The following is a 19,969-nucleotide window of genomic DNA, read 5'->3' on the forward strand; positions in this document are numbered from 1 at the left end:
CATCATGTCACGCAGCAGAATCTTCGTTATCGCGGCGGCCGCGCTCGGCGGCGCAGGGATCGTGATCGGCGCGCTCGCCGTTACGCGGGGCGGCAGCAGCGCATCGATGCCGACGGCCGCCGACGCCGCGCAGCCGGCCGAGGGTGCCGGCGCGCGCGGCGGTGTCGTGGTGAAGCGCGGCAAGCTCGCCGTCGAGATCGTGATGACGGAGAAGCCCGGCGACGCGCGGCTCGTCGTCTATCCGTTCGTCGACGGCAAGCCGGTGGACAAGGGCGTGACCGTGTCCGGCACGCTCGTGCGGTACGACCGCACGCATGAACCGTTGCGGTTCGACGCGGCCGGCCCGAAGTTCGTGTCCGCGCAGTCGATCGCGAAGCCGCACGTGTTCGATGCGACGATCGACGTGAAGGCCGGCAACGACGCCGCGTCGTTCCCGTTCGCGCGCGCCGACGGCGCGATCGCGCTGACCGACGCGCAACTGGCGACGTCGAAGATCGCGCTCGCGAAAGCCGGCCCTGCGCAGATCGCGACGCCGTTCCAGCTTCCCGGCGAAATCAAGTTCAACGAGGATCGCACCGCGCACGTGGTGCCGCGCGTGGCGGGCATCGTCGAGCAGGTATCGGTGTCGCTCGGGCAGAACGTCGCGAAGGGGCAGGTGCTCGCGGTGATCGCGAGCACCGATCTGGCCGACCGCCGCAGCGAACTGCTGACCGCCGAGCGCCGGCTGTCGGGGGCGCGCGCAACCTACGAGCGCGAACGCACGCTGTGGCAGGAACGCATTTCGGCCGAGCAGGATTATCAGCAGGCGCAGGTGCAGTTGCGCGAGGCCGAGATCGCCGTACAGAACGCGCGGCAGAAGCTCGCCGCGCTGAATGCACCGGTCGGCGCGGGCGCGCTGAACCGGTATGAACTGCGCGCGCCGTTCGCGGGCACGATCGTCGAGAAGCATGCGACGCCCGGCGAGGCGATTGCCGCCGATGCGAGCATGTTCGTGATCTCCGACCTGTCGACCGTCTGGGCCGAGATGGCGGTGCCGGCGCAACGGCTCAACGACGTGCGCGTCGGTCGCGACGCAACGGTGATGGCCACCGCGTTCGAATCGCGCTCGAGCGGCCCGATCGCGTACGTGGGGTCGTTGCTCGGCGAGCAGACGCGCACGGCGCCGGCGCGCGTCGTGCTGCCGAACCCGGACCGCGTGTGGCGCCCGGGCATGTTCGTGAACGTGTCGGTCGACGCGGGCAGGCAGGACGTGCCGCTCGCGGTCGCGAGTGATGCGCTGCAGGACGTCGACGGCGCGCCGTCGGTGTTCGTGCGCTCGCCGAAGGGCTTCGTCGCGCAGGCCGTCGAAACGGGGCGGCGCGACGAACGCGCGACCGAAGTGCTGAAGGGGCTCAAGCCCGGCCAGGAATACGCGGCATCGAACAGCTTCGTGCTGAAGGCGGAGCTCGGCAAGGGGAGTGCGGAACATGAATGAGCAGCAATACGTGCGCGCCGTGGCGCGACTGGCAGCCCGCTATGCGGCCCGCTTTCCGGTCCGCCGGGTGACGGGCCGCGCGGCCCGCCCGGTGCGGGCGACCGTGCCCCGCTTCAAGGAACCCCGACATGTTTGAGCGCCTGATCCGCTTCGCGATTGCGCACCGCTGGCTCGTGATGCTGGCGATCGCGGCCGTGGCCGCGCTGGGCGTGTTCAGCTACCAGCGGCTGCCGATCGACGCGGTGCCCGACATCACCAACGTGCAGGTGCAGATCAACACGTCCGCGCCCGGCTATTCGCCGCTCGAGGCCGAGCAGCGCATCACCTATCCGGTCGAGACCGTGATGGCCGGGCTGCCGGGGCTCGAGCAGACGCGCTCGATCTCGCGCTACGGGCTGTCGCAGGTCACCGTGATCTTCAAGGACGGCACCGACATCTACTTCGCGCGCCAGCTCGTGAACGAGCGTATCCAGGAAGCGAAGGACAAGCTGCCGGCCGGCATCGCGCCCGCGATGGGGCCGACGTCGACGGGCCTCGGCGAAATCTACCTGTGGACCGTCGAAGCCGATGCCCGCGCACGCAAGCCCGACGGCACGCGCTATACGGCGGCCGACCTGCGCGAGCTGCAGGACTGGGTCGTGCGGCCGCAGCTGCGCAACGTGCGCGGCGTGACCGAGGTCAACTCGATCGGCGGCTACGTGAAGGAGTACCGCGTCGCGCCGAATCCGGCGAAGCTGATGTCGTACGGGCTGACGCTGGCGGACGTCGTGCGCGCGCTGGAGCGCAACAACGACAACGTCGGCGCCGGCTACATCGAAAAGCGCGGCGAGCAGTATCTGGTGCGCGTGCCGGGGCAGGCGCGCAACGTCGACGATATCGCGAACATCGTGCTCACCAATGTCGGCGGCGTGCCGGTGCGGATGAAGGACGTCGGCGTGGTCGACATCGGCCGCGAACTGCGCACCGGCGCCGCGACGTCGAACGGCGAGGAAGTCGTGCTCGGCACGGTGTTCATGCTGATGGGCGAGAACAGCCGAACGGTGTCGAAGGCCGTCGCCGCGAAGATGGAGGACGTGAACCGCACGTTGCCGGCCGGCGTGAAGGCGATTCCGGTGTACGACCGGACGGTGCTCGTCGAGAAGGCCGTCGCGACGGTGAAGAAGAACCTGCTCGAAGGCGCGGTGCTCGTGATCGCCGTGCTGTTCCTGTTCCTCGGCAACATTCGCGCGGCGCTGATCACCGCGCTCGTGATTCCGCTGTCGATGCTGATGACCTTCACCGGCATGGTCAACGCGAAGGTGAGCGCGAACCTGATGAGCCTCGGCGCGCTCGACTTCGGGATCATCGTCGACGGCGCGGTGGTGATCGTCGAGAACTGCGTGCGCCGGCTCGCGCATGCGCAGTCGGCGGCCGGGCGGCCGCTCACGCGAGACGAGCGCTTCGCCGAGGTATTCGGCGCGTCGCAGGAGGCGCGTCGCGCGCTGATCTTCGGGCAACTGATCATCATGGTCGTGTACCTGCCGATCTTTGCGCTGACCGGCGTCGAAGGCAAGATGTTCCACCCGATGGCGACGACCGTCGTGATGGCGCTCGCCGCCGCGATGGTGCTGACCGTCACGTTCATTCCGGCGGCCGTCGCGTTGTTCATCGGCGCGCGGGTCGAGGAGAAGGAGAACCGGCTGATGGGCTGGGCGCGGCGCGCGTACGAACCGGTGCTCGCCGCGTTCATGACCCGCCCGGCGCGCGTGATGATCGGCGCGGGTGCGATCGTGCTGGTCACGCTCGGGCTCGCGACGCGGCTCGGCAGCGAATTCATCCCGAGCCTGAACGAGGGCGATCTGGCCGTGTCCGCGCTCCGGATTCCCGGCACGAGCCTGTCGCAGTCGGTCGAGATGCAGAAGTCGATCGAGAAGACGCTGAAGGCGCGCTTCCCCGAGATCGAGCGCGTGTTCGCCCGTACCGGTACGGCCGAGATCGCGGCCGACCCGATGCCGCCGAACCTGTCGGACGGCTACATCATGCTGAAGCCGGCCGACACGTGGCCCGACCCGAAGAAGCCGCGCGAGCAGCTCGTGCGCGAGATCGAGGACGCGCTCGCCGGGCTGCCGGGCAATGCATACGAGTTCTCGCAGCCGATCCAGCTGCGTTTCAACGAGCTGATCTCGGGCGTGCGCAGCGACGTCGCCGTGAAGATCTTCGGCGACGACATGGCCGTGCTGAACCGGACCGGCGAGCAGATCGCGGCCGCGTTGCAGAAGGTGCCGGGCGCGTCCGAGGTGAAGGTCGAGCAGACCACGGGCCTGCCGGTGCTGACCGTCAACGTCGACCGCGACAAGCTCGCGCGCTACGGCGTGAGCGTCGCGGACCTGCAGGACTCCGTGGCCGCGGCCGTCGGCGGGCAGAAGGCCGGCACGCTGTTCCAGGGCGACCGTCGCTTCGACATCGTCGTGCGGCTGCCCGACGAACTGCGCACCGACATCGAGGCGATCAAGCGGCTGCCGATCGCGCTGCCGGCGCCTGCGGCCGGCGCCAGCACGCCGCTCGCGGCGGCGCCGTACGTGCCGCTCGCGGAGCTCGCGACGATCGACGTGGCGCCGGGCCCGAACCAGATCAGCCGCGAGGACGGCAAGCGGCGGGTGGTCGTCAGCGCGAACGTGCGCGGCCGCGACGTCGGCTCGTTCGTCGCCGATGCGCGCGAGCAGTTGCAGCAGGACGTGCGCGTGCCGGCCGGGTACTGGGTGTCGTGGGGCGGGCAGTTCGAGCAGTTGCAAAGCGCGAGCGAGCGCCTGAAGCTCGTCGTGCCGCTCGCGCTGTTCATGGTGTTCGTGCTGCTGTTCGTGATGTTCAACAACGTGAAGGACGGGCTGCTGGTGTTCACCGGCATTCCGTTCGCGCTGAGCGGCGGCGTGGTGTCGCTGTGGTTGCGCGGGATTCCGCTGTCGATCACGGCGGCGGTCGGCTTCATCGCGCTGTCCGGCGTGGCCGTGCTCAACGGTCTCGTGATGATCTCGTTCATCCGCAACCTGCGCGACGAAGGGATGCCGCTCGACGCCGCGGTGCACGACGGCGCGCTCACGCGGCTGCGGCCCGTGCTGATGACCGCGCTGGTCGCGTCGCTCGGCTTCCTGCCGATGGCGTTCGCGACCGGCACCGGCGCCGAGGTGCAGCGTCCGCTCGCGACGGTCGTGATCGGCGGTATCCTGTCGTCCACGGCGCTGACGCTGCTGGTGCTGCCGGTGCTGTACCGTGTCAGCCACGCGGTGTCGTGGCGCGCGGCGTGGCGCGGCGGCGTCGGTGCGAGCGTGTTGCGCCGGCTGGGTTTCTTCAAGGGTAATGCGTGATGCGAATTCTGATTGTCGAGGATGAACCGAAGACGGGCGCGTATCTGCGCAAGGGGCTGACCGAGGCCGGCTACGTCGTCGACTGGGTCGAGGACGGCATCACGGGCCAGCACCAGGCCGAAACCGAGGAGTACGACCTGCTCGTGCTCGACGTGATGCTGCCCGGGCAGGACGGCTGGACGCTGCTGCAGAACCTGCGGCGCGGCAAGTCGACGCCCGTGCTGTTCCTCACCGCGCGCGACGACGTCGGCGATCGCGTGAAGGGGCTCGAGCTCGGCGCGGACGACTATCTCGCGAAGCCGTTCGACTTCGTCGAGCTGACTGCGCGTATCAAGTCGATCCTGCGGCGCGGGCAGCCGCGCGATTCGAACACGCTGCGCGTGGCCGATCTCGAGCTCGACCTCACGCGCCGCAAGGCCACGCGGCAGGGCGACACGATCCTGCTGACCGCGAAGGAGTTTGCGCTGCTGTGGCTGCTGATGCGCCGCGAAGGCGAGATCCTGCCGCGCGCGACGATTGCGTCGCAGGTGTGGGACATGAACTTCAACAGCGACACGAACGTCGTCGATTCGGCGATCCGCCGGTTGCGCTCGAAGATCGACGATGCGTACGAACCGAAGCTGATCCACACGGTGCGCGGGATGGGCTACGTGCTCGAGGCGCGCGGCGGCGCGGCCGCATGATCGCGCGCCTGCTGCCGCGGACGCTGCGCGGCCGGCTGACCGCGCTGATCGTCCTGTCCACGTCGGTGATTCTCGCGTCGAGCGGCGTCGCGCTGTACGAAGCGCTCGGCAACCGTGTCGAAACGACGGCCGCCGAGCAGATGGCCGGCATTTCCGCCGCATTGGGCGCGCATCTGGCCGAGGCGCGCACGACGGCCGACGTCGCGCGCAACACCGATATCTGGATCGACCAGTTGCACGGGCATCCGAACATGGATCTCGCGATCTTCGATGCCGCCGGTACGCGCCTCGTCGGCACGCCCGGCTTCCGTCCGTATGCGCCGCTGCTGTCGATGAACGCCGGGCGCGTGCCGTTCCGCGTCGCGCCGCCCGGCGCGCGGCACCAGTATCTGCTGACGACCGTGCCGCTCGCCGGCGCGGGCGCGCCGGTGGTGCGCGTCGCCGTGCAGTACGACCGCAGCGCCGACGTGCTGCTGTTGCGCACGCATGCTTATACGATCGTCGTGATCGAGGTGTTCGGCGTGGTGCTCGCGGCCGCGATTGCGTACGGCATCGCGGCGCTCGGGCTGAGCCCGCTGCGGCGGTTCGCGGCGCGCGCCGAGCAGATGTCGACGAGCCGGCTGGCGCATCCGCTGCCGGAACTCGATACGTCCGGCGAGCTGAAGGAGCTCGAGCATGCGTTCAACGGAATGCTCGAACGGTTGAACGAATCGTTCACGCGGCTGAGCCAGTTCTCGTCGAACCTCGCGCACGACATGCGCACGCCGCTCACGAACCTGCAGGCGGCCGCGCAGGTCGTGCTGTCGCAACCGCGTAGCGCCGACGAATACCGGAGCGTGATCGAGTCGAGCATCGACGAATACCAGCGGCTGTCGCGGATGATCGAGGACATGCTGTTTCTCGCGCGTTCGGAACAGGCCGGCACGTCGATCGGCGTGCGGCGCCTGAATGCGGCGGAGGAGGCGGCGCGGGTGGCCGGCTACTACGAGTCGCTGGCGGAAGACGAGGGCGTCACCGTGAAGATCGACGGCCACGCGTGGGTCGATGCGGATCTGACGCTGTACCAGCGCGCGTTGAGCAACCTGCTGTCGAATGCGCTGGCCTATGCGCCGCGCGGCAGCGTCGTGACGATCGACTGTGTCGAGCACGGCGGCGCGACGACGATCGCCGTGTCTGATACGGGGCCCGGCATTGCCGCCGAGCATGTCGGGCGGATTTTCGAGCGCTTCTATCGCGTCGATCCGTCGCGGCACAACTCGGCGTCGGGCACGGGGCTCGGCCTCGCGATCGTCCGGTCGATCATGGACAATCACGGCGGCGAATGCGGCGTCGACAGCGAGCCGGGCCGCCGCACGACCTTCTGGCTGCGCTTTCCGCGACGGCCGGCCGAGCCGCAACGGCCGGCCGCCATCGGCCCCTGACAGCGCGGCGTGCCGCCTGCGGCCGTGCGGCCGGCGATCATTGCTTCGCGGTCAGATCGTCGTGGTTGTCGGTCTGCGGCTTCTTCTCGCCGCCATGCACCGAGATCCCGTGAAGTTCCTTGTTGCGCGCGACGATCTCGCCGGTCGGCGGATACTGCGTCTTGCTCGTCGGCACGACGCCGTCGTGCTGCGCCTGCTTCAGTTCGTTGACGACCTGCGTGCGTGTCTTGCCCTGCGTGGGCGTTTGCGCGAACGCGGCCGGCGTGGCCATGCCGAGCGACAGCGTGGCGGTGATGAACCATGCTGCGAGTTTTGCCGTTTTCATCGAATGCTCTCCTTGATCGGGGCCGCCGGGTGGCGAACCATGAAGCCAGTATGCGAAAGCAGCCGTGCGCGATCGTGATCGCGAGATGAAAAATGCGTCAGATTGCGCGGGCCGACGGGGCGCCGTGCGGACGCGACCGACATGACGCAACCGTCATGTTCGCGTCATGGATGCGATGAGCGGGAGGCGGAACATGAAGTCTGCCGTTGGCGCGACTGCGCCGGCGGAATCCGTGCCGTCCGCGACAACAGCGTCGATCGCGGGCGGCGCCGTTCAGACCTTCATTCCGGATCAAAAATTGCATCGTCCCGTCATTCGCGTTGCCTTGATCGCAGTCCTGATCGTCCCGTTGTTCGCGGGCTGCACATCGACACGTTCCGATACCCCTGCCGCCGCACGCAAGCCGGTGCCGGCCGACCTGATGCCGGGCGAGCAGATCGACTATGCCGGGCATCGCTGCGGCAATCCGAACCTGTATGTGAAAACGCATCCGTGCCTGTTCCCGCAGCGCAATGTCGCGCCGTGATCGTCGCGCGAGCGTAAAAAAAGCCCGGCACTCGACGAGTCCGGGCCCAATGCGTAATCGTGCCGTGCGGCAACGACCCGCTGCGTGGATGGGAACGGGCAAGGCCCGTCACCGTTTCGATCGTAGCGGTACGACGTATCGCGAACCTGACCGGAACATGACATTTTTGTCATGCGCGTGGAAATCGGCGGCGATTTTCATTCGTACTGCAATGCGAAAGATGCGTGAACGGTGACGAAACCGTCATGAAGCGATCACGAACCCGCACCGCGAAGGGATCAAAGTGAAGGCGTCTGTCATGGAAGTCCTGCCCGGCGCCCGCAACATGAACATTCCGCGTTCGATGATCGCCATTGCTGCTGCCGTGCGGTCGATTGCGGATTTCTCTCACGGAAAGGAGCGTGCGATGCGCAATGTCGCGAAAGGGATCGTGCTGGCGGCGTGCCTGATGTCGACGGCCGCGAGGGCGGCAGGCTGGCCGGAACGTGCGCTGTCGCACGCGCCGGCGCACGACGCCGCTCGCCGCGCGAACGAGCGGATGCGCTGCGAGTTTGCTGCCGTACCGGCCGGTACGTGGACCGCGACGTTCGCACGCGGGCAATGCGAGGTCGACAACGGCCGGCTGATGTTCGTGCCGACGGCTGCCGGCGGCGAGTCGAGCGTCGTGGAGAAACGGATCGTGCTCGGCGACGTCCGTACCGCGTCGCATCAGTCGAGCAAGCTGAAGGAACAACTGCAGCTGACGACACGCGATGCAGTGATCGCGCTGAACGTGCTGACCGACGATGGCAGCCGCAAGTCGCGCGAACACGCGATCGACCTGTGGACCGCGCTGCGCAACGCGGGCGTCCCGCCGGCGAACGGCACGCGCATCGTCGACACCTATCCGGCCGGCGCGACGACCTGGTAGCCGCCGCGCCGTTGCGCGCGGCTTACCCGGCCTTCACCGATCCTTCGATCAGGAAGAACACGATGAAGCCGATGAAGAACGAAGCCGTCGCGAACGGCGTTTCGGGCACCTCGTGCGCTTCGACCAGCAGTTCCTCGGTGACGAGGTACAGCAGCGCGACGGTGCCCAACCCGAGAAGTGCCGCATAGACATTCGCCGGCAGCCCGGCGAACGCCGCATTGCCGGCGACGGCCGCGACGCTCAGCAGCGCCGCGAGCGCGACCGGTACGACGATCGACAGCATGCGGCCGACGCCGGCCGCGGCCAGCGCCGCGCTGACCGACAGCGCGAGGAACAGCACCTCGAGCGTCAGCGCGACGGTCAGGATGATGCCGCTTTCGTCGCTCGCGGAAAAGGCGATGCCGAGCACCAGGCCGTCGACGACGAGGTCGATCGCGGTGACGATGATCAGGCTCATGGGCAAACGCGCATCCTCGAAGCGCGTCTCGATCGCGCCCGACAGCGCGCGGATCGCCAGCATCAGCGCAATGCCGAGCACGAAACCGACGACGACCGGAAACAGCGCATGCGCGCGGTCCTGCGGCAGCAGTTCGAGCGCGGCGGCCGCGAACACGATGCCGCCGGTGAAATGCTGGATCGCGCTCGACGTTTTCGGGCCGGGTGCGCGCCACGCGGCCGCGAGGGCGCCGAAACAGGCCGCCAGCACGGGCGGTAACGTGAGCAGCGCAAGCTTCGCGGTCGGTGTCATGTGGTCTCTCGGCGGTTGGCGTGCCGCAGCGGAAGCTGCGTGACACGATCGTACGCGCCGGGCGTCGCCCCGGCATCAACCGGAGATTGAACACCTTGAAGCCGCTTCAGGGTCAAGCGGCTCGATGCGGGCGCACCGGCAAGCAGCCGGCGCGACGGTTCCGGTCAAAGTTGCGCGAGCGCCTGGTCGAGATCGGCGAGCAGGTCGTCGATATGCTCGATGCCGATCGACAGCCGCACCGTTTCCTCCTTCACGCCGGCCTTCGCGAGTTCGGCCGGCGACAGTTGGCGGTGCGTGGTCGAGGCCGGGTGTGTCGCGAGCGACTTCGTATCGCCGATGTTCACGAGCCGCGTGAACAGCTTCAGCGCATCCTGGAACTTCGCGCCGCCGGTGCGGCCGCCCTTCACGCCGAACGTCAGGATGCCCGGCGCGCGGCCCGACAGGTAGCGCGCGACGAGCGGATGGTCGGGGTGATCGGGCAGGCCCGCGTAGTTCACCCATTCGACATGCTCGTGGCGCGCGAGATGCCGCGCGATCTTCAGCGCGTTGTCGCTGATCCGCTCGACACGCAGCGCGAGCGTCTCGATCCCCTGCAGGATCTGGAACGCATTGAACGGCGAGATCGCCGCGCCCATGTTGCGCAGCGGCACCACGCGGGCGCGGCCGATATACGCGGCCGGCCCGAACGCTTCGGTATAGACGACGCCGTGATAGCTGACGTCCGGCTCGTTCAGCCGCTTGAAGCGGTCCGCGTGCTCGGCCCACGGGAACTTGCCCGAATCGACGATCGCGCCGCCGAGGCTCGTGCCGTGCCCGCCGAGATACTTCGTCAGCGAGTGCACGACGATGTCCGCGCCGTGCTCGAACGGGCGCAGCAGGTACGGCGACGGCACCGTGTTGTCGACGATCAGCGGGATGCCGTGGCGATGCGCGACTTGCGCGAGCGCGGCGATGTCGGTGACGTTGCCGAGCGGGTTGCCGACCGATTCCGCGAAGATCGCTTTCGTGCGCGCGTCGATCAGCGGCTCGAACGACGCAGGGTCGCGCGGATCGGCGAAGCGCGTGGCGATTCCGTATTGCGGCAGCGTGTGTGCGAACAGGTTGTAGGTGCCGCCGTACAGCGAACTCGCGGACACGATGTTGTCGCCGGCCTCGGCGATCGTCTGGATCGCGTACGTGACGGCGGCCTGCCCCGACGCCAGCGCGAGCGCGCCGATGCCGCCCTCGAGCGCGGCGATCCGCTGTTCGAGCACGTCCGTCGTCGGGTTCATGATCCGCGTGTAGATGTTGCCCTGGACCTTCAGGTCGAACAGGTCGGCGCCGTGCTGCGTGTCGTCGAATGCGTACGCAACGGTCTGGTAGATCGGGACGGCGACCGCGCGCGTGGTCGGGTCGGGGCGATAACCGCCGTGCACGGCGATGGTTTCGAGGCGCCAGTTCGGGTTGGCCTGTTCGGTCATGGGTGCTCCGGTCGTTGTTGTGATCGTCGGGCGATTATAGGAGCGCGTGCACCGCTTCCTTTAGAAGGAATGGTGGGTTGCTTATGGACGCGCGGCGCATAGAATGCCTGTTCCCACAGATGAAAGGTGCGCGATGGATCAGGATCGGTGGAACCAGGTGGATGCGTATTTCTCGGCGACGCTCGTGCCGTCCGACGACGTGCTCGATGCCGCGCTGGCGGCAAGCGACGCGGCCGGGCTGCCCGCGATCAACGTCGCGCCGAACCAGGGCAAGCTGCTGCAGCTGCTCGCGACGATTCGCGGCGCGCGGCGGATTCTCGAAGTCGGCACGCTCGGCGGCTACAGCACGATCTGCCTCGCGCGCGCGTTGCCGCCGGGCGGCGCGCTCGTGACGCTCGAGCTGGATCCGGAGCACGCGAAGGTCGCGACGGAGAACATCGCACGTGCGGGATTCGCGGCGGTCGTGTCGGTGATGGTCGGCAGCGCGAAGGACAGCCTCGCGCGGCTCATCGACGCCGGGGAGGCGCCGTTCGACTTCATCTTCATCGATGCGGACAAGGCGAACAACGCCGTTTATCTCGACGCGGCGCTGAAGCTGTCGGGGCCCGGCACGGTGATCGTCGTCGACAACGTCGTGCGCAACGGCCGCGTGGCCGATCCGTACAATCGCGAGCCGGACGTGGTCGGCGTGCGCGACGGGTTCGCGCGCCTCGCGGCCGAGCCGGCACTCATGACGACCGCCGTGCAAACGGTCGGGCAGAAGGGCTGGGACGGATTCTCGATCTCGATCGTCGGCGCGTGACGTGGTGCGTCAGTGCGGGCGGGCTGCCGCGTCGGCCCGTCGATACAGGCGTGGCCACTGATCGTCGAACAGGCCGTTGCACGTGCCGTGCGTGGCGATATCGCCGAGCACGAAGCGCCGGCCGTCGAACACCCACGACGCGGTCGAGCCGCAATCGCCGGCGCTGCGCAGCCGCACCTTGCTCGACAGCGTCGCGCTCGCGGGATCGTAGCCGGCGTCGGTCAGCTCGTTCGCGAACGACGCCGAATCGAGGCCCGCGCTCGCGTTCTCGCCGAAGTTCATCGCGGCCGGCGCGTACGGAGCGGTGCGGCGTACGCGATACCACAGGTCGGTATGGTTATACAGGCTGCTGGTCTGGCACGGAATCGCGACGAGCGCCTCGTCGGACGAGATCGCGATGGCGCGCGACGCTTTCCTGCGGTCGCTCGCCGACATTTCGTCTTCGACATCGGCCGCGCATTGCTTCACGTCGGCGCCGAATTTCGCGAGGACCGCGTCGACGAGCGGACGCTGTTCGGCGGCAGACAGGGCCGACGCGGCCGGTGGCGCGGGCGTGACCGCGGGCGGCAACGCGGGCGCGGCCGGGACCGACGATGCAGGCTTGGTGCCCGGGCGCAGCAGCGCCGTGACCGTGCCGACGCGGCCTTGCGTGTCGTCGATCAGCAGCAACGCGGCATTCAGTCCGGACAACGGCGTACGGGCCGTGGACGCCGATGCCGGATCGCCGAAGCTCAGCAGTTGCGCATTGCGTGCCGCGGCGAGCCACGCGGCCACCGTTGCCGGATCGTGGGTCCGGATCCGGAACGGATGCGCTTCGTCGTCGGACTTGTCGCCGAACGCATGCCATTGCGCCGGCATCGCATCGAACGGCCGGCCGTCGACGCGTGCCGTGCGCAAGTCGACCGGCGCCGATGCGTAGAGATCGAGCGACGGTTGCGCGTCCGGGCCGGCATCGCGCGTCACGCGCAGGATCAGGCCGGCGCGTGCATCGTCGATATCGTCGCCGTGGCTTTCCGCGATACAGCGATTGCCGTTGTCGCACACGACCGACCAGCTCTTGAATTCGCGCTCGACCGGCGGTCGCGACAGCGGGCGGGCCTGCGTGATGATCGGGGAAGCGGCGAGGAGGGCGGCGAGGGCGAGCGACAAACGGTGCGGCATGACGGTTCGGATCGACTGGGAAAAGGCGGGCGGAAGATGCCGGACTGCAAGCGCATCGTCAGCAAGCGGTGCAGGTCCAGTGCAGTGGCGCGAACGGCCTCCAGTATACCGCCGCCGCGCGAATGGTCGATGTGACGAAACGGGGCGCGGGTACGCGCGTCGCAGCACGCCGCGCTATCCCTTCACGCACACCACCTGCCGCAGGGTGTGCACCACTTCGACGAGGCTGCGCTGGGCCGCCATCACCGCGTCGATGTCCTTGTAGGCCATCGGGATTTCGTCGACGACGCCCGCGTCCTTCCGGCATTCGACACCCTGCGTCGCCTTCGCCTGATCGTCGGCCGTGAAGCGGCGCTTCGCTTCGGTGCGGCTCATCGTTCGGCCCGCGCCGTGGCTGCACGAGCAGAAGCTTTCCGGGTTGCCCAGCCCGCGCACGATGAAGCTCTTCGCGCCCATCGAGCCCGGAATGATTCCGAGCTGCCCCTTCTGCGCGGACACCGCGCCCTTGCGCGTCACGAGCACGTCTTCGCCGAAGTGGCGTTCGCGCTGCACGTAGTTGTGGTGGCAGTTCACCGCGTGCTCGTCCACCGCGAACGGCTTCGCGATCGCGCCGCGCGCCGCGCCGATCACCGCATCCATCATCGTCTGCCGGTTGCGCCGCGCGTAATCCTGCGCCCAGCCGACCGCTTCGACGTAATCGTCGAAGTGCCGGCTGCCTTCGGTGAAGTACGCGAGGTTGCGATCCGGCAGGTTCGCGATGTGCTGCCGCATGTCGGCCTGCGCGAGTTCGATGAACAGGCTGCCGATCGCATTGCCGACGCCGCGCGAGCCGCTGTGCAGCATGAACCACACGCGGTCCGCTTCGTCGATGCACACTTCGATGAAGTGGTTGCCGGTGCCGAGCGTGCCGAGGTGCGCGTAGTGGTTCGTCTTTTCCAGCTTCGGATACTTGTCGACGATCCGCTGGAAGCCCGGCTGCAGCGATTTCCATGCTTCGGTCACGACGGGCGGCGTGCGGTCGCCCCATGCGCCCGGATCGCGGCGGCCCGGCGCGCGGCCGTGCGGCACCGCGCGTTCGATCGCGCTGCGCAGCCCGCCGAGCGAGTCGGGCAGGTCGGCTGCCGTCAGCGTCGTGCGCGCGGCCATCATCCCGCAGCCGATGTCGACGCCGACCGCGGCCGGGATGATCGCGCCCTTCGTCGGAATCACGCTGCCGATCGTCGAACCCTTGCCGAGGTGCACGTCCGGCATCACCGCGACGTGCTTGAAAATGAACGGCATCCGTGCGGTGTTGCGCAGTTGCGTGCGTGCTTCGTCCTCGACGGCGACGCCCTGCGTCCACATCTTCACCGGCTTGCCGTTCGCCAGTTCCATTACCTGAAAATCGTCGTTACTCATTCGTTTCACCCTTCGCTCGCCCGCTCATTCGTTCGGCGCAAGCGTTTGCCGCATGATGCTTCCCACTATTCTTGTCCTTTTCTTCGCTCGCTGCCGGGCGACGTGCATGGTCCGAATCGGGGTACGACGCGACTGCGGTCAAGGTCGGTTCGCCGAGCGTTCCACGTGCCGTAGCCGTGCGTGAACGCCATCGCGCCGTTCACGCGTGGCAGACCGCAATGATTTCCGCACTGGTCGCGTCGTCGAACGGCGCGCGTTGCCAGTCGCCGTACCAGTCCGTCGACGAGAATCCGGCCACCGCCACCCTTGCCTGCAGATCGCGTTGCGCGATGAAGCGCAGCCGGCTGGTGTTTTTCACCTGCATGCCGTCGCGACGGAAGCGGTAATACGTGTCGAACGACACGATGGCGCCGTCCACTGCGGTGACTGCATGGTGCAGTTCCACGCTGCCGAATCCGGGTGAATCGATGCGGGACGCCGACGCTTGCGGCGTCCAATCGCGCCACGGTTCGACGCGCGGATTGCGCGTTTCGAACAGGAAGCGCCCGCCGTCGGCGAGCACGCGCCGCACGCCGCGCAGCGTCGCGTCGATGTCGTCGTCGGTCAGCAGGCACTGGAATGCGTGGCCGGTCATCACGACCGCATCGAACGGCGCGCCGGGCGGCAGGCCGTCGAGCGCGCAGGCGAACCAGCGTACGGCGTCGGCGCCCGGCTGGCGTCGCGCGTAATCGACCATCGCCGGTGCGGGATCGATCGCGACGACGTCGTGCCCGGCCGCCGCGAGCCGGCGCGCGAACGTGCCGGTGCCGCAGCCGAGATCGAGGATGCGTTGCCGGGCGGCGCCGATCTCGGCCGCGTAGAACGCGAAGTCCCGATCGCCCGCGTTGAACAGGTCGTACACCGCGACGAGGCGCGGGTCGGTGTAGAGCAGGTCCGCGCCGGCTCGGGTCATGCGGCCGCGCGCGTCAGCGCTGCTGCACGGCCACGCGCAGCCCGAGCGCGATGAAGATCGAACCGATGATCTTGCCCTGCCAGCGCGTGAGCCACGTGAGCCGCTTCACGATCCGGCCGAGCGGGCGGATCGAGCACGCGATCAGCGTCGTGTAGAGCGAGCTGAGCACGACGAAAATCAGCCCGAGCACCGCGAACTGCACGAACGTCGAGCCGCGTTCGGGATGCACGAACTGCGGCATGAACGCGAGAAAGAACAGCGCGGTCTTCGGATTGAGCACTTCGGCGGGAATCGCCTGCAGGTACGCCTTGAGCGGCGTGACGGGCGACACCTGCGGGAGCGACGGGTCGGACGGTTTCTCCAGCAGCGCGCGCACGCCGAGATAGATCAGGTACGCGGCGCCGACCAGCTTCACGACGTTGAACGCGAGCGCCGACGTCATCAGCAGCGCGGACAGCCCGACGGCCGCGAACAGCGTGTGCACGAAGTCGCCGCTCGCGACGCCGAGGCCGGTCAGGATGCCGGTCTTGCGCCCGCCTTGCACGGTGCGGCTCAGCACGAGCAGCACGGCGGGGCCGGGGATCAGGAACAGGCCCAGAACGACGGCCGTGAAGGTGGTCAGCGTGGTCAGGTCGAACATGGCGGCTCCGGCGGGTGGGCGCAGCGGCAAGGGATCGGCGCATTGTATTCGGTTCGGCGCGCGGCCGCAGGCGCTTGCCGGAACGGCGCGGCTGCATCGGCACCTTTCTGGTGTAGGCACGACAGGACGCGCCGGCGTCCGGCCTTTTCCACAGCCCGTCGTTCCATGCGCGACCTTCCACCGATCGCCGATCCCGCCGCGGACGCCGACGTCTATCGCGTGCCGCGTCCGCTCGTCGTGTTCGGCGGCTCCGTACAGGCGGAGGTAAATATTGGGGCGATTCAGCACGAAACTCGCCGGAATATTGTTCTCGTATGCCCGGTGAACATCCGCGCAGCCATCCACGGCGAGCCGGAACCGTACGCTCGCCCGCGGCTCGCATAACGGTGCGTGACGCTGCCGGGCGCACGTAACCGACGCCCTACGCCGCCGTCAGCCGTCCCAATTCCTCCGCCAGGAAATCGACGAACGCGCGAATCCGCGTGGACATCTGGTGACGCTGCGCATACACCGCGTAGATGTCGGCGCTCGGCGTTTCATGATCGGGCAGCACGACGACCAGCCGCCCGTCGGCGAGATAGTCGCGCAAATCCCATTCCGCGCGCATCAGGATTCCGTGCCCGTCGAGCGCCCACTTCACCGCGATCTCGCCGTCGTTCGTCGTCAGGTTGCCGTTGATCCGCACGGCCTCCGTGTGGCGGGCCGCGCCGCGCCCGCTCGTCAGGCGCCACACGCCGTAGCCTTCGTCGCCCTGCCGGATGCCGATGCAGTTGTGCCGCGTCAGGTCGTGCGGCGTGGCGGGCACCCCGTGCCGCGCGAGATACGCGGGCGCCGCGCACAGCAGCCGGCGGTTCGGCGCGAGCCGGCGCGCGACGACGCGCGTGTCCGGCGGCTCGCCGAAGCGGATGCACACGTCGAATGCGTCGTCGGTGAGCGGCGGCGGCATCACCGACAGCTGCAACTGCACCGACACTTCCGGGTAGCGCGCGACGAAGCGCGAGATCGCCGGGCCGACGTGACTGCGCCCGAACCCGAGCGTCGCATTCACGCGCAGCAGCCCCTTCGGCCGCTGCTTCGCGCTGCCGAGCAGCTCGCCGAGTTCGTCCATCTGGTCGAGGATGCGGCGCGCGTATTCAAGGTACACGTCGCCTTCGGGCGTCAGCATCATCCGCCGCGTCGTGCGATTGACGAGCGTCACGCCCGCGCGCCGCTCCATCTGCGTGAGCCGCTTGCTGACGGCCGCCGCGGTCAGCCCGAGTTCGCGCGCGGCCGCGCTCAGGCTGCCCGACGCGGCCAGCGTCGAGAAGAAGCCGAGATCGGCCGGCTGGACGGTATCCGCCATGACGGGATTCGTGAATTGAAGTTAAAGATGCTTTGAGTATAGCCCCGGTTTATACACTCCCGGTTCGGTAAAGTGCGTGGACGCTCACGATCCATCGAGGATGTCCGCATGAAGACCTACCGTATCGCAACGATTCCCGGCGACGGCATCGGCAAGGAAGTGGTGCCGGCTGGCAAGCAGGTGCTGGAAGCGCTGGCCCGCGGCAGCGACCGCTTCGCGTTCGAGTTCGAGGATTTCGACTGGGGCGCCGATTACTACCGCCGGCACGGCGCGATGATGCCGGCCGACGGTCTCGACGCGCTGCGCGGCAAGGACGCGATCCTGTTCGGCTCCGCGGGGGACCCGGACGTGCCCGACCACGTGACGCTGTGGGGCTTGCGCCTGAAGATTTGCCAGGGCTTCGACCAGTACGCGAACGTGCGTCCGACGCGCATCCTGCCGGGCATCGACGCGCCGCTGAAACGCTGCGGGCCGGCCGACCTGAACTGGGTGATCGTGCGCGAGAACTCCGAAGGCGAGTACGCGGGCGTCGGCGGCCGCGTGCACCAGGGTCATCCGATCGAGGCCGCGACCGACGTGTCGATCCTCACGCGCGCCGGCGTCGAACGGATCATGCGCTTCGCGTTCCGGCTCGCGCAGTCGCGGCCGCGCAGGCGGCTGACCGTGATCACGAAGAGCAACGCGCAGCGGCACGCGATGGTGATGTGGGACGAGATCGCGAAGCAGGTCGCACTGGAATTTCCCGACGTGACGTGGGACAAGGAGCTCGTCGATGCGGCGACCGCGCGCATGGTGAACCGCCCGGCGTCGCTCGACACGATCGTCGCGACCAACCTGCATGCGGACATCCTCAGCGATCTCGCCGCCGCGCTCGCAGGCAGCCTCGGTATCGCGCCGACCGGCAACATCGATCCCGAGCGCCGCTATCCGTCGATGTTCGAGCCGATCCACGGCTCCGCGTTCGACATCATGGGCAAGGGGCTCGCGAACCCGGTCGGCACGTTCTGGTCGGTCGTGATGCTGCTCGAGCATCTCGGCGAGACCGAAGCGGCCGTGCGCGTGATGCAGGCGATCGAGGCCGTGACAGCCGACCCGTCGCTGCACACGCGCGACCTCGGCGGCAATGCGACGACCGTGCAGGTGACGGCGGCCGTCTGCGAGCGCGTCGCACACGCGGCGGTCGTGGCCTGACGGCGGCGAGGCGACGCAGCGGCGAGGCGACGGCGAAGCGGCGGTCGCGCAAGCGCGCTGCCGTGCGCCGCACGCTCGCTTCGCCCGGACACTTTCTGCCCGCGACTCGCGCATGCGACGCGAGCGGGGCGCCGGCCGGCGTTCGCGGTCCACCGACCGACGGCGCACGGCCCGACCTCGAAGGAGGAGACACATGCAAGCGGATCTGGAAACCCGCGTCGCGCGGAAACTGATGTGGCGCATCATTCCGTTCGTGATGCTGCTGTACTTCGTCAGCTTTCTCGATCGCGTGAACGTCGGCTTCGCGGCGATGACGATGAACCAGGCGATCGGCCTGTCGCCGACCGCGTTCGGGTTCGGCGGCGGGCTGTTCTTCATCGGCTATTTTTTGTTCGAAGTCCCGAGCAACCTGATTCTTCATCGCGTCGGCGCACGCATCTGGATCGCGCGCGTGATGATCACGTGGGGCATCGTGTCGGCCGTGTCCGCATTCGCTGTCGGGCCGACCAGCTTCTATGTGTTGCGCTTTCTGCTGGGCATGGCCGAAGCCGGCTTCTTCCCCGGCATCATCCTGTACCTGAGTCTGTGGTTTCCCGCGAAGCAGCGGGCCGTGGCCGCCGCGTGGTTCATGGCGGCCGCGCCGATCTCGACCGCGATCGGTTCGCCGTTGTCGGGCGCGATCATGCAGATGCCGCCGATGTTCGGTCTGGCCGACTGGCAGATGCTGTACATCGTCGAAGCGCTGCCCGCGGTCGTGCTCGGCTTCGTCGTGCTGAAGCGCCTGACCGATGCGCCGTCGCAGGCCACGTGGCTGCGCGCCGACGAGCGCGACTGGCTGATCGCGAAGCTGAAAGCGGAAGCGGACGCGCGCCACACGCATGCCGGGCACACGGCCGGCGCGTGGCAGGCGCTGCGCGACCCGCGCGTGCTGGCGCTCGCGCTGATCTACTTCGGCACGTCGGCGGGGCTCTATACGCTCGGCCTGTGGGCGCCGCTGATGGTCAAGCAGTTCGGCTTCAGCGCGCTGCAGACGGGTTTGCTGACCGGCATTCCGAGTCTTGCCGCCGTGGTCGCGATGATCGTGTGGGCGCGGCATTCGGATCGCACCGGCGAGCGCACGTGGCACGTCGTGATGCCGTGCGTGCTCGCCTGCATCGGGTTCGTGTTCGCCGGGCAGGCGAGCACGGCATTGCTGACCGTGCTCGCGCTGGTCGTCGTCAACATCGGGATCAGCGCGGCGAAGGCGCCGCTGTGGGCGATGCCGAGCGCGTTCCTGTCAGGTGCCGGCGCGGCGGCGGGGATCGCGATGATCAACTCGATCGGCAATCTCGGCGGGTTCGTCGGGCCGTTCGCGATCGGCTGGTTGAAGCATGTGACGGGCGGGTATGCGGCGGGGTTGTATGTGGTGGCGGGGACGCTCGCGGTGTCGGCGGTGGTGACGTTGATGTTGAGCCGGAAGGGGGCGCAGCAGGCGGTCGTGTCGGGGGTGCGGCACAACCATTGAGGTCCGTGCAACGGGGCAGCCGGTGTACGATGCGTCACCCGCCCGAAGCCCCGATGACCGTGGGACATGGATCGACGCGAATCCGTCGCTA

General features: G+C 68.4%; 19 protein-coding genes. 11 read left to right on the top strand and 8 right to left on the bottom strand.

The window, feature by feature from the left end:
• Window positions 1-4 precede the first annotated feature (4 nt).
• Genes HWX62_RS06495 through HWX62_RS06515 form a run of 5 tightly spaced genes read left to right on the top strand, consistent with a single transcriptional unit; the run spans window position 5 to window position 6,919 of the window.
• Window positions 5-1,474, top strand: a complete 1,470-nt coding sequence (locus HWX62_RS06495) for an efflux RND transporter periplasmic adaptor subunit (RefSeq protein ID WP_175931889.1) — start codon at window positions 5-7, stop codon at window positions 1,472-1,474.
• A complete protein-coding gene (locus tag HWX62_RS06500; protein WP_175931888.1) occupies window positions 1,467-1,610 on the top strand; it encodes a hypothetical protein in 144 nt (47 codons plus the stop codon). The genes HWX62_RS06495 and HWX62_RS06500 overlap by 8 nt, the downstream gene beginning before the upstream one ends.
• Entirely contained in the window at window positions 1,603-4,815 is a 3,213-nt protein-coding gene (locus tag HWX62_RS06505) for a CusA/CzcA family heavy metal efflux RND transporter (protein WP_175931887.1), read from the top strand. The genes HWX62_RS06500 and HWX62_RS06505 overlap by 8 nt, the downstream gene beginning before the upstream one ends.
• On the top strand, window positions 4,815-5,498 hold the full coding sequence (gene irlR / locus HWX62_RS06510) for a heavy metal response regulator transcription factor IrlR (protein ID WP_175931886.1): 684 nt from the start codon (window positions 4,815-4,817) through the stop codon (window positions 5,496-5,498). The genes HWX62_RS06505 and irlR overlap by 1 nt, the downstream gene beginning before the upstream one ends.
• The gene (locus tag HWX62_RS06515; protein WP_175931885.1) at window positions 5,495-6,919 is read left to right on the top strand and encodes a heavy metal sensor histidine kinase; all 1,425 of its coding nucleotides are present in this window, start codon (window positions 5,495-5,497) and stop codon (window positions 6,917-6,919) included. The genes irlR and HWX62_RS06515 overlap by 4 nt, the downstream gene beginning before the upstream one ends.
• Window positions 6,920-6,956: 37 nt before the next feature.
• Here the strand turns inward: HWX62_RS06515 and HWX62_RS06520 are convergent, their stop codons facing one another.
• On the bottom strand, window positions 6,957-7,244 hold the full coding sequence (locus tag HWX62_RS06520) for a DUF4148 domain-containing protein (protein ID WP_175931884.1): 288 nt from the start codon (window positions 7,242-7,244) through the stop codon (window positions 6,957-6,959).
• A gap of 166 nt (window positions 7,245-7,410) precedes the next feature.
• Here HWX62_RS06520 and HWX62_RS06525 point away from each other — a divergent pair, with 166 nt between their 5' ends.
• The gene (locus HWX62_RS06525; RefSeq protein WP_244135980.1) at window positions 7,411-7,770 is read left to right on the top strand and encodes a hypothetical protein; all 360 of its coding nucleotides are present in this window, start codon (window positions 7,411-7,413) and stop codon (window positions 7,768-7,770) included.
• 298 nt (window positions 7,771-8,068) lie between these two features.
• Complete coding sequence (locus HWX62_RS06530; protein ID WP_244135981.1) at window positions 8,069-8,680, top strand: hypothetical protein; 612 nt, start codon at window positions 8,069-8,071, stop codon at window positions 8,678-8,680.
• 22 nt (window positions 8,681-8,702) lie between these two features.
• Here the strand turns inward: HWX62_RS06530 and HWX62_RS06535 are convergent, their stop codons facing one another.
• Both HWX62_RS06535 and HWX62_RS06540 read right to left on the bottom strand, forming a co-directional pair.
• Window positions 8,703-9,428 (bottom strand): hypothetical protein, encoded by a 726-nt coding sequence (locus HWX62_RS06535; RefSeq protein ID WP_175931883.1) that lies wholly within the window; start codon window positions 9,426-9,428, stop codon window positions 8,703-8,705.
• A 164-nt stretch (window positions 9,429-9,592) separates the two neighbouring features.
• Entirely contained in the window at window positions 9,593-10,888 is a 1,296-nt protein-coding gene (locus tag HWX62_RS06540; protein ID WP_175931882.1) for an aminotransferase class I/II-fold pyridoxal phosphate-dependent enzyme, read from the bottom strand.
• A gap of 133 nt (window positions 10,889-11,021) precedes the next feature.
• Between HWX62_RS06540 and HWX62_RS06545 the strand changes: the two genes are divergently transcribed.
• Window positions 11,022-11,690 carry an O-methyltransferase gene (locus tag HWX62_RS06545; RefSeq protein ID WP_175931881.1) on the top strand — a complete coding sequence of 223 codons (669 nt, stop codon included), beginning with the start codon at window positions 11,022-11,024 and terminating at the stop codon, window positions 11,688-11,690.
• 9 nt (window positions 11,691-11,699) lie between these two features.
• Here HWX62_RS06545 and HWX62_RS06550 read toward each other — a convergent pair whose 3' ends face one another.
• The 4 genes from HWX62_RS06550 to HWX62_RS06565 all read right to left on the bottom strand — a co-directional run bounded on the left by HWX62_RS06550 (window position 11,700) and on the right by HWX62_RS06565 (window position 15,841).
• Entirely contained in the window at window positions 11,700-12,851 is a 1,152-nt protein-coding gene (locus HWX62_RS06550) for a DUF1176 domain-containing protein (protein ID WP_175931880.1), read from the bottom strand.
• A 174-nt stretch (window positions 12,852-13,025) separates the two neighbouring features.
• Entirely contained in the window at window positions 13,026-14,249 is a 1,224-nt protein-coding gene (locus HWX62_RS06555) for an RtcB family protein (protein ID WP_175931879.1), read from the bottom strand.
• A 199-nt stretch (window positions 14,250-14,448) separates the two neighbouring features.
• Window positions 14,449-15,201: a class I SAM-dependent methyltransferase gene (locus HWX62_RS06560; RefSeq protein WP_175931878.1), complete on the bottom strand. Its 753-nt coding sequence runs from the start codon at window positions 15,199-15,201 to the stop codon at window positions 14,449-14,451.
• Between the two features lie 13 nt (window positions 15,202-15,214).
• The gene (locus HWX62_RS06565; protein ID WP_006490488.1) at window positions 15,215-15,841 is read right to left on the bottom strand and encodes a LysE family translocator; all 627 of its coding nucleotides are present in this window, start codon (window positions 15,839-15,841) and stop codon (window positions 15,215-15,217) included.
• 165 nt (window positions 15,842-16,006) lie between these two features.
• Between HWX62_RS06565 and HWX62_RS33020 the strand changes: the two genes are divergently transcribed.
• The gene (locus HWX62_RS33020) at window positions 16,007-16,225 is read left to right on the top strand and encodes a hypothetical protein (RefSeq protein WP_244135982.1); all 219 of its coding nucleotides are present in this window, start codon (window positions 16,007-16,009) and stop codon (window positions 16,223-16,225) included.
• Window positions 16,226-16,262: 37 nt separating this feature from the next.
• On the opposite strand, the gene HWX62_RS06570 is transcribed toward HWX62_RS33020, so the two are convergent.
• Window positions 16,263-17,183: a LysR substrate-binding domain-containing protein gene (locus HWX62_RS06570; protein WP_175931877.1), complete on the bottom strand. Its 921-nt coding sequence runs from the start codon at window positions 17,181-17,183 to the stop codon at window positions 16,263-16,265.
• Window positions 17,184-17,291: 108 nt separating this feature from the next.
• On the opposite strand from HWX62_RS06570, the gene HWX62_RS06575 reads away from it, so the two are divergent.
• Together HWX62_RS06575 and HWX62_RS06580 are read left to right on the top strand one after the other, a co-directional pair.
• The gene (locus tag HWX62_RS06575) at window positions 17,292-18,374 is read left to right on the top strand and encodes a tartrate dehydrogenase (protein WP_175931876.1); all 1,083 of its coding nucleotides are present in this window, start codon (window positions 17,292-17,294) and stop codon (window positions 18,372-18,374) included.
• Window positions 18,375-18,567: 193 nt separating this feature from the next.
• Complete coding sequence (locus HWX62_RS06580; protein WP_175931875.1) at window positions 18,568-19,878, top strand: MFS transporter; 1,311 nt, start codon at window positions 18,568-18,570, stop codon at window positions 19,876-19,878.
• Window positions 19,879-19,969: the final 91 nt, after the last annotated feature.

The organism is Burkholderia sp. BCC0506 (genome assembly GCF_902833145.1).
Classification (GTDB): Bacteria; Pseudomonadota; Gammaproteobacteria; order Burkholderiales; family Burkholderiaceae; genus Burkholderia.